We start from the raw sequence: 12,047 nt of genomic DNA, 5'->3' as shown, positions 1-12,047 counted from the left end.
GGATGCCTCGCGCGTCGCCGCGCCGCCGTCCGTCGGTCGATCCTCAGGGACGCGCGACGTGCCACATGCCGCCGATCCCGTCGCCGCCCGCATCGCCGGGCTTGCCGTCCATCTTCCAGCGATACAGCGGACGGCCGTGGTAAGCCCATTGCTTACGGCCGTCGTCGCGCGCGACGAGACTCAGCGCACCCGACGCCTTGTCGTATCCGTCGGCGAGCGCCGGCGGCCAGTTGGTCGCGCAGGTGCCGGTGCAGGTACTCTTGCCCGGCGCGTCGCGATCGAACACGTACAGCGTCATGTGATCTTCGTCGACCAGTTTTCCGTCGCCGGCCTGCGGCGGCTCGGCGGCCGCGGGCCGCGCGATCGCGGCCGTCAGCGCGATGGCGAACAGCATCGTCTTCATTCCCGTTCTCCTTGGCGTGGCATTGCGGCACGGCGGCGTCGGACGGGACGTCGACTCCATCATGGTCATTATCCCGCCGTCCGGCCGCATCGAGACTCGGTATGTAAACGGACGAATCCGGCAAGTTATTCCGTGCCGCCCGCAACGCGGCGGCCATGCGTGCCCGCACAGGGAAAACTTCGGGAACCCAAAGAAAACGCGGCATGACATTGCTGTCATGCCGCGTCGTTCGACCCTTTGCGCGCGGCGAGCAATGAACCGCCGCCGCGCGTTTCCGCCGATTACCTCGGCAATGCGCCAGTCACCGCCTGCAGCAGCGTCGACACCGGTGCGAGCGGATTGTTCGCGGAGCCGTTGCCCGAGTGCGGCGTGACCGACAGGCTCGGCGTGGAGCCCAGCGCCGTGCCGACCGTCGTGCCGACAGCATTGACGATCGTCGCCGTCGCGTTGCCGGTCGTCGACACCAGCGAACCGGTAGCGCCCGCCGTGCTGCCGGCCGCGCCCGCGCCGGAGCCGAGCAGGCTGCCGCCCGCCGCCGCTGCCGAACCGGCCACGCCCGACAGCGCGCCGGCCGCCTGCCCGAGGGCTGCCGGACCGTTCGCGAGGGCGCCCGTCACCGAACCGAGCGCACCGGTCAGTGCGCCGGCCGGATTGCTGCCGCCGGTCAGGCCGCTGACGAGGTTCGTGATCGGCGCGATCGGGCTGCCGCCCGCGCCCGACAGCGTGCCGACGACCTGGTTCACGACGCCCTGCACCGGCGCCAGCGGGTTCGTGCCGCCGAGGTTGCCCAGCGCGCCCGTCACCGAGCTGACCGCATTGCTCAGCGCGCCTGCCGGATTGCCGCTGCCAAGCGTGCCGACGACCTGGTTCACGACGCCCTGCACCGGCGCCAGCGGGTTCGAGCCGCCGAGGTTGCCCAGCGCGCCGGTCACCGAGCTGACTGCATTGCTCAGTGCGCCTGCCGGGTTGCCGCTGCCGAGCGTGCCGACGACCTGGTTCACGACACCCTGCACCGGCGCCAGCGGGTTCGAGCTGCCGAGATTGCCAAGGGTGCTCGTGACCGACCCGAGCGCACCGGTCAGCGCGCCCGCCGCATTGCCAGCCGTCGGGAGTGCGTTCTGCAGGCCGCTGACGAGGTTCGTGATCGGCGCGATCGGGCTGCCGCCGCCTGCGCCCGAAAGCGTGCCGACGACCTGGTTCACGACACCCTGCACCGGCGCCAGCGGATTCGTGCCGCCGAGATTGCCGAGTGCGCCCGTCACCGAGTTCACTGCGTCCGTCAGTGCACCGGCCGGGTTGCCGTTGCCGAGCGTGCCGGCGAGCTGCGTGACGGCGCCTTGCACCGGTGCCAGCGGGCTGGACGCGCCGCCGATGTTGCCGAGCGTCCCCGTGATCGTGTTGACCGCGTTGCTCAGTGCACCGGCAGGATTGCCGCTGCCCAGCGTGCCCGTAACCTGGTCGACGACGTTCTGGATCGGTGCCAGCGGGTTCGTGCCGCCAACGCCGCCCAGAGCACCCGTCACCGTGCCGAGCGCACCGGTCAATGCACCGGCCGGATTGCCGCCCAGTGCACCCGTCACCGTGCCGAGCGCACCGGTCAATGCACCGGCCGGATTGCCGCCCAGTGCACCCGTCACTTGATTGACGACGCCTTGAACCGGAGCCAACGGATTCGCACCGCCGCCAACGCTGCCCAGTGCGCCCGTCACCGTGCCCAGCGCGCCGGTCAATGCACCGGCCGGATTGCCACCGCCCAGCGCACCCGTCACTTGATTGACGACACCTTGAACCGGAGCAAGCGGATTCGAGCCGCCACCCACGTTGCCCAGAGCACCCGTGACCGTGCCCAGCGCGCCGGTCAATGCACCGGCCGGATTGCCGCCGCCCAGTGCACCCGTCACTTGGTTGACGACGCCTTGAACCGGAGCCAGCGGATTCGAGCCCCCAGCCACGTTACCCAGTGCGCCAGTCACCGTGCCCAACGCGCCGGTCAATGCGCCGGCCGGATTGCCGCCACCCAGTGCACCCGTCACTTGGTTGACGACGCCTTGAACCGGAGCAAGCGGGTTCGTGCCGCCAACGCCGCCTAGAGCACCCGTCACCGTGCCGAGCGCACCGGTCAATGCACCCGCCGGGTTGCCGGTGCCCAGTGCACCGGTCACTTGATTGACGACGCCTTGAACCGGAGCGAGCGGGTTCGTGCCGCCACCCACGCTACCCAGTGCACCCGTCACCGTGCCCAGCACACCCGTCAACGCACCTGCCGGATTGCCGCCACCAAGCGCCCCCGTCACTTGATTGACGACACCTTGAACCGGAGCGAGCGGGTTCGAACCGCCGCCAACACTGCCGAGTGCCCCCGTGACCGTGCCCAACGCCCCCGTCAACGCACCGGCCGGATTACCACCGCCCAGTGCACCCGTCACTTGATTGACGACGCCTTGAACCGGAGCGAGCGGGTTCGAACCGCCACCCACGTTACCCAGTGCGCCCGTGACCGTGCCCAGCGCACCCGTCAGCGCACCGGCCGGATTGCCGCCGCCCAGCGCACCCGTCACTTGATTGACCACACCTTGAACCGGAGCAAGCGGGTTCGAACCGCCACCCACGTTACCCAGTGCGCCCGTGACCGTGCCCAACGCCCCCGTCAACGCACCGGCCGGATTACCGCCGCCCAGTGCACCCGTCACTTGATTGACGACGCCTTGAACCGGCGCGAGCGGATTCGCACCGCCACCCACGCTACCCAGTGCACCCGTCACCGTGCCCAGCACACCCGTCAACGCACCTGCCGGATTGCCGCCACCAAGCGCCCCCGTCACTTGATTGACGACACCTTGAACCGGAGCGAGCGGGTTCGAACCGCCGCCAACACTGCCGAGTGCCCCCGTGACCGTACCCAGCGCACCGGTCAGCGCACCCGCCGGATTGCCACCGCCAAGCGCACCCGTCACCCCGTTCACCACGCCTTGCACCGGCGCGAGCGGGCTCACCGTGCCGCCCGCGCCACCGAGCGCGCCTTGCAGCGCGTTCACCGCGCCCGACAATGCCTGCGCGGGATCGCCGAGCGACGTCTGAATCGCGCCCGACCCGCCCGCCGCCACGGTGACCGAACCCAGCGGCGACGTGCCGGTCGCGGCCAGCCCAACCGAGACGCTGTTCGTCGGCGGATTCACGATTACCTGCGGAAGCGGCAGCGCATCGAGCGTCCCCGCGATAGCCGAACCGGAAGCCAGCACCCCGAACACCGTCGCGACCGACAGCGCCACACCCGTCAATTTAAGACTTTGTCCCATCGTTATTTACCTCATCTCGGTTGGCACTACGTTGATAAAGCATGGGGACGGATTGCACGAAGCGTGCCATCCGGATAAAACGGATCGATTCGTCGGCCTATTTCAAGGCAATAACGGTCTTATATGGATTTCCGGGCAAATGAATCGATCAGATCGCCATAATCATCTGATGAATAAGGCGTCCAACGGGCGGATGTAACGTAACGTTTGCGAGGCCCGAAGTAACGTGTTCCGGTACATTGGGTGCCGCATCGGAACGTCCGTTACGAAAGCGCCGCCGGATTGCCCGGCCGGCTCGCCTGATTTGCATTTCATTTTCATGAAAATGCATTAATAAATCGCGCGTTTGCCTATTTTCTTATTTCGCGATTTCTTTCCGATCGATTACGCAGATCATTTCCATTTTCGCGGGCCCCGGATTATCCGGATAGCCAATCGAAAAAATGTGACGGCCGCACTCGGGGCGGCCGCCGTATCGAAACGGCTCAACCGAAGCGCGCGGGGCGATACGGACGGGGATCGATGTAGGTGGGCTCGCCCGTCATCATCTCGGCGAGCAGGCGGCCGGTTGCAGGGCCGAGCGTGAGTCCGTGATGGCAATGGCCGAACGCGAACCACAGATGACGATGGCGCGGCGCAGGCCCGATCACCGGCCGCATGTCGGGCGTGCACGGCCGCATCCCGAGCCACGGCGCCGGATCGAGCCGTTCGCCGATGCCGAACGCGTCGCGCGCCAGCGGCTCGGCGCGCGCGAGCTGCACGCCGGTCGGCGGCGCGCCGCGCAACGCGATCTCGACGCCGGTCGTGAGCCGCAGGCGGCCGCCGTCCATCGGCGCGACGACGAAGCCCTCCTCGGTATCGCACACGGGCACGTTCAGCGGCGCGCGGGTCGGCCGGTAATGCATGTGGTAACCACGTTTGGCGCGCAGCGGAATCCGGTAGCCGAGCGGCGCGAACACGTGATCGGACCACGGCCCGAGCGCGACCACCGCCGAGCGCGCCGCGATCGGCCCATGTCCGGTATCGACCTGCCAGCCATCGCGCACCTGCGCGAGCGTCGTTGCGTCGCCGCGCACAAACGTGCCGCCGTCGCGCTCGAACAACCGCGCGTACGCCTTCGTCAGACCGCCGGGGCTCGACACGGTCTTCGGGTCCTGCCAGTGGAATGCGCCGCAGAATGCATCGCCGATGCCGGGCTCGCGTTCGCGCAACGCGCGCGCGTCGAGCACGCTCATCCGCAACCCGTGCGCGTCGGCCATCCGCTGCTGCGCCCGCGCTTCCGCGTCGAACAGCGCAGGCGACCGGAACGCCTCGATCCACCCGCCGTCATGCACGAGCGGTTGCGCATCGGTGCGCGCGAGCAGCGCGTCGTGCTCGACGACGCTCGCCGCGACAAGGGGCAGCATGTCGCGCGCGGCGGCTGCGAGCCGCTGCGGCGACGATTCGCGCCAGAAGCGCGCGAGCCACCCCGCATACGCGGGCAATGCCTTGTAGTCCCAGTAGAGATCGACCGAGCGGTTGCGCGCGTAGCGCAGCAGCGTGCCGAGACGGCGCGGGAATGCGTACGGCACGACGGACGAGCGCTCGATCAGCCCGGCATTGCCGTGACTCGTTTCCTCGCCGGGATCGCGCCGGTCGACGAGAGCGACGCGCAGCCCGCGATCCTGCAGATGCAGCGCCGACGACACGCCGACGATGCCGGCCCCCAGAACGATGACGTCGAAATCCATGCTTCCCCGTACTGCGTCGAGATTCGATGCGACGCGCGCCGGTACCGCGTCCGGCGCGCGGCCACGCTTACTTCGCGATGATGTCGCGCTTGAAGTACTTCTGCGACAGCGCGCTCAGCGTGCCGTCCTTCTTCAGCGCGTCGAGCGCGCCGACGAGCTTCGCCTGCAGCGCCTTGTCGCCCTTGCGCATCCCGAAACCGGTGCCTTCGCCGAGCGTCGCGGGATCCTTCAGCGCATCGCCGACGATCTGGTAGTCGCGACCGGCCGGCTTGTCGAGGAAACCGTCCTGCGCGGTCTGCGCTTCCTGCACGGCCGCGTCGAGACGTCCGGCGACGAGATCGGCATAGATCTGGTCCTGATCCTGGTACGAGACGACGGCCACGCCCGCATTGGCCCAGTGCGCCTTCAGGAAATCCTCCTGCGACGAGCCCTGCAGCACGCCGACGTGCTTGCCGCGCAGGCTCGCGGCATCGGGGCGCAGCGGCGAGCCGCGATGCGCGACCATCACGATCGGCACCACGTAGATCGCCGGCGTGAAGTCGATGCTCTGCTTGCGCTTCGCGGTGATGTTCATCGCCGAATTGATCGCGTCGAACTTGCGCGCCTGCAGCGCCGGGATCAGCCCGTCGAACGCATTCTCGACCCACACGCACTTCATGTTCAGCTTCGCGCACACCGCGTTGCCGATGTCGACGTCGAAACCCTGCAACTGACCGGCCGGCGTCTTGCTCTCGAACGGCGGATACGCGGCTTCGATCCCGAAGCGCAACGTGGTCTGTTCCGCGTGGGCCGTGACGGCCGCGCACGCAAGCGCCGCGACGGCGCAGAGGGAAAGCTTCCAGTTCATGACGGATGTCCTTCGATTCCGGATTGAGGCGATGAAGAGCGGTCATCGTGCGACGACACGACGGCCTGCACGCGAAATATAGACTCTTAGTCTACTATAGACTATAGGGGATACGATAATCGCGGCGGCCCGTTCGTCCGGAGAGGTTCCACCAATCACACGAAACGCCGTTGATTTGTGGATGTTTTTCCGAAGATGCGCACGCCAGTCGCGCGTCGAAAAGAAAAATTCACGCGACCGTTTTTGTCTATATTAGACTTTTAATCCATCACGAACATCGCCGGACACCTGTTTTCGAGACTGTCCTGTCCGGCCCCGACCGGAGAAGTTCCATGACGCAACCCGCCCCGACCCTGCCGCTGACCGTCGACGAAGCCGCGGTACGCGCAGCGCTGCCGTCGCTGGACGTGCTCGGCACGCTGCGCCGCATGTTCGCGTCGCTCGCGTCGGCCCGCGCGGTGCAGCCGCCGCAGACCCTCACGCTGTTTCCCGAGCAGGCCGGCGATTTCATCACGTATCTCGGCGCACTCGCCGACGAGCAGGTGTTCGGCGCCAAGCTGTCGCCGTACGTCGTGACGGGCGCGAAGCCGATCGTCACCGCATGGACCGCGCTGATGTCGATGCGCACCGGCCAGCCGCTGATGTGGTGCGACGCGGGGTTGCTGACGGTCGAGCGCACGGCCGGCACGACGGCGCTCGCGGTCGACTGCCTCGCGCCGCGCGACGCGCGCCGGCTCGCCGTGATCGGCACGGGCGCGGTCGGCCTCGCGCATCTGCGCCACACCGCGGCGTTGCGCGACTGGGCGTCGATCAGCGTCCATTCGCCGACGCTCGCCGACGATGCGGCGCTGCAGGCGACGCTCGCGCGGATCGATCCGCGGGCCCGTGCGGCCGCCAGCGTCGACGCATGCGTGCGCGACGCGGACGTCGTGATGCTGTGCACGTCATCGGGCACGCCGGTGCTCGCCGACGGCATGCTCACGCGTGCGGCGCTCGTCACGTCGATCAGCACCAACGTCGCGCGCGCGCACGAGATTCCGCCCGCGTGGCTGCCCGACATGGACGTGTATTGCGACTACCGGCACACGACGCCCGCGAGCGCGGGCGAGATGCAGATCGCGGCGGCCGCGCACGGCTGGACGCCCGAGCGGATCGTCGGCGACCTGCCGGCGCTCGTCGCCGGCACCTGCGCGGCGCCGTCGCGCACGCGTCATGCGTTCTTCCGCTCGATCGGCCTCGGCCTCGAGGACATCGCGATCGCGCATGCGCTGTACATGCATCTGACGCGCGCATGAGCAGCATGCGCACGCGGGGCCGATACAATGGCGCAACCGCCGTGGCGGCGGCGCGCGGGCGCACGGCCCAGCCGGTCAGCGGCATGCCGGCGCGCCGCGCCGACGCACCGCCCGGCCCCCGCTCACCCGAGATGGCGATTCCGATGCGCAAGAAGCAATCCCCCGTCAAAGACCTGCTGCTCACCCGCTACGCACCGATCGCCGACGGCATCGCGGCGCTGTTCTTCCCGTATGCGGAAGTGGTGATCCACGACCTGCACGACCAGACCGTGCTCTACCTCGCGAACAACCTGTCCAAGCGTGAAGTCGGCGACGACTCGGCACTCGAGGAAATCGATCATTCGGCGCGCGAGCGCGTGATCGGCCCGTACGAGAAGCTGAACTGGGATGGCCGGCGCATGCGTTGCGTGAGCAACGTGCTGTTCGACGACGAAGGCCGCCCGGCCGGGATGATGTGCATCAACTTCAACATCGCGGTGTTCGACGACGTGCGCGCGACGCTCGACGTGTTCATCAAGGGCGCGGGCATCGTCGCGCAGCCGGACGAGCTGTTCCGCGACGACTGGCAGGAGCGCATCAACACGTTCCTGCACGGCTGGCTGCGCGAGCGGCAGGTTGGCCTGAACGGGCTCACGCGCGAGCACCGGCGCGAGCTCGTCGAAGCGCTGTACGCGGAAGGCGCGTTCCGCGGCAAGAGCGCCGCGAACTACGTCGCGAACGTGCTCGGGATGGGACGCGCGACCGTCTACAAGCACCTGAAGCATCTGAAGGAAACACAGGGCGACGCGTAAGCGGCGCGTGCAGCGGGATCGGTCGCGGGTTCACCTCCGGCATCGGCAATCACAACCGGCACGCGCCGTCGTGTCGATCCTTCGTGAATCGCGCGGCGCGGCCCGTTGCGCCCGGGCGGAACCCGCCGAGGCATCGAAGCATAAATGATATAGTCTCGGTTACATTTATTTGCCGCCTCGGATTCCCCATGACAACCCTCCCTGCCCCGACTACCCGCCCGAGCCTGACCGTCGAAATCTGGTCGGACCTGATCTGCCCCTGGTGCTGGATCGGCAAGCGCCGCTTCGACGAGGCGCTCGCCGCGTTCGCGCACGCCGAGCACGTCGACGTCGCGCTGCGCGCGTATCGGCTGATGCCGGGCCAGCCGGTCGAGCCGGTCGAGGCAATGCTCGCCGGCAAGTATCGGATGTCGCCCGCTCAGGTCGACCAGATGCTGCGCCAGGTGACCGACGCGGCCGCGAGCGTCGGGCTCGACTACGATCTGCCCGGCACGTTCGTCGGCGACACGCTCGACGGTCACCGGCTCGTGAAGCTCGCGGAAACGACCGGCCGTGCGCACGCGCTGACCGAGCGGCTGTACCGCGCGTATTTCTGCGAGCACGGTTCGCTGTTCGACCACGCGGCGCTGATCGACTTCGCGGTCGAAGCGGGCCTCGAGCGCTCGGCCGTCGAAGCCGTGCTGCGCAGCGACGCATACCGCGACGAAGTCGAAGCCGACATCGCGCGCGCGGCGCAGATCGGCGGACGCGGCGTGCCGCTGTTCGTGTTCGGCGGCCGCTACGCGGTATCGGGCGCACAGCCGGCCGACGTGTTCGCGCAGGCGCTCGAACAGGCGTGGCGCGACGGCGCCGTCGTCGAATCCGCCGGCGGCGACGGCGCCGCATGCGGCCCCGACGGCTGCGAGCTGCCGCCGCGCGAATAATCTCCGGCGCCGCGCGACGCGCGCCGCCGCTACGCGTCGCTCCTGCCACAAACCGGCAGGAAGCGCGCGCGAATGACGTCTACAATGCAGCCTTTCAAATAACTATCAGAGAGAAGGCGGCCGGCCCATGACCCACGGTATCCACGGCGAGAAGCGCTGGTACGCGTTGATCGTCCTTTGCCTCGGCGTGCTGATGATCGTGCTCGACAGCACGATCGTGAACGTTGCGCTGCCTTCGATCAGTACCGACCTCCATTTCACCGAGACGGCCCTCGTATGGGTCGTCAACGCCTACCTGCTGACATTCGGCGGCTGCCTGCTGCTCGGCGGCCGGCTCGGCGACCTGTACGGCCAGCGGCGCATGTTCCTCGCGGGCCTCGTCGTATTCACGTTCGCGTCGCTCGCCTGCGGCCTCGCGCAGTCGCAGACGATGCTGATCGCCGCGCGCGCGGTGCAGGGCTTCGGCGGCGCGGTCGTGTCGGCCGTGTCGCTGTCGCTGATCATGAATCTCTTCACCGAACCGGGCGAACGGGCGCGCGCGATGGGCGTCTACGGCTTCGTCTGCGCGGGCGGCGGCAGCATCGGCGTGCTGCTCGGCGGGCTCCTGACGAGCACGCTGTCGTGGCACTGGATCTTTCTCGTCAACTTGCCGATCGGCATCGCGGTCTATGCGATGTGCGTCGCGCTGCTGCCGCGCATGCGCGCGCCGGCCGGCGCCGCGCGGCTCGACGTCGCGGGCGCGATCACCGTGACCGCGTCGCTGATGCTCGCGGTCTACGGGATCGTCGGCGGCAACGAGGCCGGCTGGCTGTCGACGCAGACCGTCGTGCTGATCGGCGCGGCCGTGGCGCTGCTCGCGGTGTTCATTGCGATCGAGGCACGCGTCGCGCATCCGCTGATGCCGCTCACGCTGTTCGCCGCGCGCAACGTCGCGCTCGCGAACGTGATCGGCGTACTGTGGGCGGCGGCCATGTTCGCGTGGTTTTTCCTGTCTGCGCTCTACATGCAGCGCGTGCTCGGCTACGGTCCGTTGCAGGTCGGGCTTGCGTTCCTGCCGGCGAACCTGATCATGGCCGCGTTCTCGCTCGGGCTGTCCGCGCGGATCGTGATGCGCTTCGGCATCCGCGGCCCGATCGCGGCCGGCCTGCTGATCGCCGCGTGCGGCCTCGCGCTGTTCTCGCGCGCGCCGGCGGACGGCAGCTTCGTCTGGCACGTGCTGCCGGGCATGACGCTGCTCGGCATCGGCGCCGGCGTCGCGTTCAATCCGGTGCTGCTCGCCGCGATGAGCGATGTCGACCCGGCCGATTCGGGGCTTGCGTCGGGCATCGTCAACACCGCGTTCATGATGGGCGGCGCGCTCGGCCTCGCCGTGCTCGCGAGCCTCGCCGCCGCGCGCACCGATGCGCTCGCGGCCGCGCACGCCGGCCCGCTCGATGCACTGAACGGCGGCTACCACGTCGCATTCGCGGTCGGTGCGGCATTCGCGGCCGCGGCCGGGCTGCTCGGCCTCGCGCTGCGCATCCGCCGCCAGGACGCGGTTGCCGGCGTCGGTCCAGCGATGCATTGACGACGCAGCGGGGCGCGCGTCGCCCCGTCCTTCTCCACGCGCGGTAACCGGGCGGCGATCGCGCGCCCGCCGACGCCGACGCACGGCACCATCAGGTCCGGCATCCGTTCAAACGATCGTTTCACTCACCGCGAGCTGCCCTTCCGGCCGGCCATGCCGGCCGATTTTTAACGTAGTCGTACACCGACGCGCCACTTTTGCGACAATGGCGGACTTTGATGCGCGCGCCGCGGCCGCGCGCCGCCGCCGAACGCCGCATAACCGCCTGCTTCCGATGTCGCTTCCCCATATCGATCTGCTGTACTCCCTGTCCGGCCTGTTCGTCGGCATCCTCGTCGGCCTGACGGGCGTCGGCGGCGGTTCGCTGATGACGCCGATCCTCGTGCTGCTGTTCGGCGTCCACCCCGCGACGGCGGTCGGCACCGACCTGCTGTACGCGGCCGCGACCAAGGCCACCGGCACGCTCGTGCACGGGCTGAAGGGGTCGGTCGACTGGCGCATCACCGGCCGGCTCGCGGCAGGCAGCGTCCCGGCCGCCGCTGTCACGCTGTGGGTGCTGCATACGCACGGGATGAATTCGCCCGGCACCGCGCGGCTGATCCAGCTGGTGCTCGGCGTTGCGCTGCTGCTCACGTCGCTGGCGCTGATCTTTCGGCCGCAATTGACCGCGTTCGCCGCGCGCAATCCGCTCGCGCCGAGCCCGGCGCGCACGCTGTGGTCGACGGTGCTGACAGGCGCCGTGCTCGGCGTGCTCGTGTCGATGACGTCGGTCGGCGCAGGCGCGATCGGCGTGACCGTGCTGCTGCTGTTGTATCCGGCGCTCGCGACCACGCGCATCGTCGGCTCCGACATCGCGCACGCGGTGCCGCTCACGCTCGTCGCCGGCATGGGCCACTGGCTGCTCGGCTCGGTCGACTGGTCGATGCTGCTGTCGCTGCTGCTCGGCTCGCTGCCCGGCATCGTGCTCGGCAGCCTGCTGTCCGCGCGCGCGCCCGAACGGCTGCTGCGCAACCTGCTCGCCGCGACGCTCGTCGCGGTCGGCGTGCGGCTCGTGCTCGCGTAAGCGGCACGGGCGCCTTTCCCTCCGCAGAAAAATCCGCTGTCCGGCCGGTGCGCGGCGCCCCGGGCCCGGCGTCCCGGCGCACAAGAAAAACAGCCCGACCGGCCTATGCCGATCGGGCTGTCGTCCATCCGG

The 12,047-nt window shown here is 68.9% G+C and carries 9 protein-coding genes; 5 read left to right on the top strand and 4 right to left on the bottom strand.

The window, feature by feature from the left end; translation table 11 throughout:
- Positions 1-43: 43 nt before the first annotated feature.
- The 4 genes from WS51_RS14535 to WS51_RS14520 all read right to left on the bottom strand — a co-directional run bounded on the left by WS51_RS14535 (position 44) and on the right by WS51_RS14520 (position 6,276).
- Positions 44-403 (bottom strand): COG4315 family predicted lipoprotein, encoded by a 360-nt coding sequence (locus WS51_RS14535; protein WP_059507035.1) that lies wholly within the window; start codon positions 401-403, stop codon positions 44-46.
- A 281-nt stretch (positions 404-684) separates the two neighbouring features.
- On the bottom strand, positions 685-3,699 hold the full coding sequence (locus tag WS51_RS14530; RefSeq protein WP_069229365.1) for a beta strand repeat-containing protein: 3,015 nt from the start codon (positions 3,697-3,699) through the stop codon (positions 685-687).
- Positions 3,700-4,184: 485 nt separating this feature from the next.
- The gene (locus tag WS51_RS14525; RefSeq protein WP_059507033.1) at positions 4,185-5,429 is read right to left on the bottom strand and encodes an NAD(P)/FAD-dependent oxidoreductase; all 1,245 of its coding nucleotides are present in this window, start codon (positions 5,427-5,429) and stop codon (positions 4,185-4,187) included.
- 67 nt (positions 5,430-5,496) lie between these two features.
- Positions 5,497-6,276, bottom strand: a complete 780-nt coding sequence (locus tag WS51_RS14520) for an ABC transporter substrate-binding protein (RefSeq protein WP_059450877.1) — start codon at positions 6,274-6,276, stop codon at positions 5,497-5,499.
- Positions 6,277-6,608: 332 nt separating this feature from the next.
- Here WS51_RS14520 and WS51_RS14515 point away from each other — a divergent pair, with 332 nt between their 5' ends.
- From WS51_RS14515 to WS51_RS14495, 5 genes are all read left to right on the top strand, one after another.
- Entirely contained in the window at positions 6,609-7,571 is a 963-nt protein-coding gene (locus WS51_RS14515; RefSeq protein ID WP_059772343.1) for an ornithine cyclodeaminase family protein, read from the top strand.
- Complete coding sequence (locus WS51_RS14510) at positions 7,568-8,362, top strand: helix-turn-helix transcriptional regulator (protein WP_060022657.1); 795 nt, start codon at positions 7,568-7,570, stop codon at positions 8,360-8,362. Before WS51_RS14515 ends, WS51_RS14510 begins: the two co-directional genes overlap by 4 nt.
- A gap of 188 nt (positions 8,363-8,550) precedes the next feature.
- A complete protein-coding gene (locus WS51_RS14505) occupies positions 8,551-9,285 on the top strand; it encodes a DsbA family oxidoreductase (protein ID WP_069229364.1) in 735 nt (244 codons plus the stop codon).
- Positions 9,286-9,412: 127 nt separating this feature from the next.
- Positions 9,413-10,852: a DHA2 family efflux MFS transporter permease subunit gene (locus WS51_RS14500; RefSeq protein ID WP_060337905.1), complete on the top strand. Its 1,440-nt coding sequence runs from the start codon at positions 9,413-9,415 to the stop codon at positions 10,850-10,852.
- Positions 10,853-11,126: 274 nt separating this feature from the next.
- Positions 11,127-11,915, top strand: coding sequence for a sulfite exporter TauE/SafE family protein (locus tag WS51_RS14495; protein ID WP_059507164.1), 789 nt, complete (start codon positions 11,127-11,129; stop codon positions 11,913-11,915).
- Positions 11,916-12,047: the final 132 nt, after the last annotated feature.

The sequence above is a fragment of the Burkholderia territorii genome, from assembly GCF_001718335.1.
Classification (GTDB): domain Bacteria; phylum Pseudomonadota; class Gammaproteobacteria; order Burkholderiales; family Burkholderiaceae; genus Burkholderia; species Burkholderia territorii.
Note: the sequence above shows the minus strand (reverse complement) of the source record. Positions and strands in the feature narration are given on the sequence as shown.

Bases quoted from the DNA above. Each gene is read 5' to 3' on its own strand.
- WS51_RS14535 (WP_059507035.1), bottom strand. From the start codon at position 403: ATGAAGACGATGCTGTTCGCCATCGCGCTGACGGCCGCGATCGCGCGG.
- WS51_RS14525 (WP_059507033.1), bottom strand. From the start codon at position 5,429: ATGGATTTCGACGTCATCGTTCTGGGGGCCGGCATCGTCGGCGTGTCG.
- WS51_RS14495 (WP_059507164.1), top strand. From the start codon at position 11,127: ATGTCGCTTCCCCATATCGATCTGCTGTACTCCCTGTCCGGCCTGTTC.
- WS51_RS14510 (WP_060022657.1), top strand. From the start codon at position 7,568: ATGAGCAGCATGCGCACGCGGGGCCGATACAATGGCGCAACCGCCGTG.
- WS51_RS14530 (WP_069229365.1), bottom strand. From the start codon at position 3,699: ATGGGACAAAGTCTTAAATTGACGGGTGTGGCGCTGTCGGTCGCGACG.
- WS51_RS14520 (WP_059450877.1), bottom strand. From the start codon at position 6,276: ATGAACTGGAAGCTTTCCCTCTGCGCCGTCGCGGCGCTTGCGTGCGCG.
- WS51_RS14515 (WP_059772343.1), top strand. From the start codon at position 6,609: ATGACGCAACCCGCCCCGACCCTGCCGCTGACCGTCGACGAAGCCGCG.
- WS51_RS14505 (WP_069229364.1), top strand. From the start codon at position 8,551: ATGACAACCCTCCCTGCCCCGACTACCCGCCCGAGCCTGACCGTCGAA.
- WS51_RS14500 (WP_060337905.1), top strand. From the start codon at position 9,413: ATGACCCACGGTATCCACGGCGAGAAGCGCTGGTACGCGTTGATCGTC.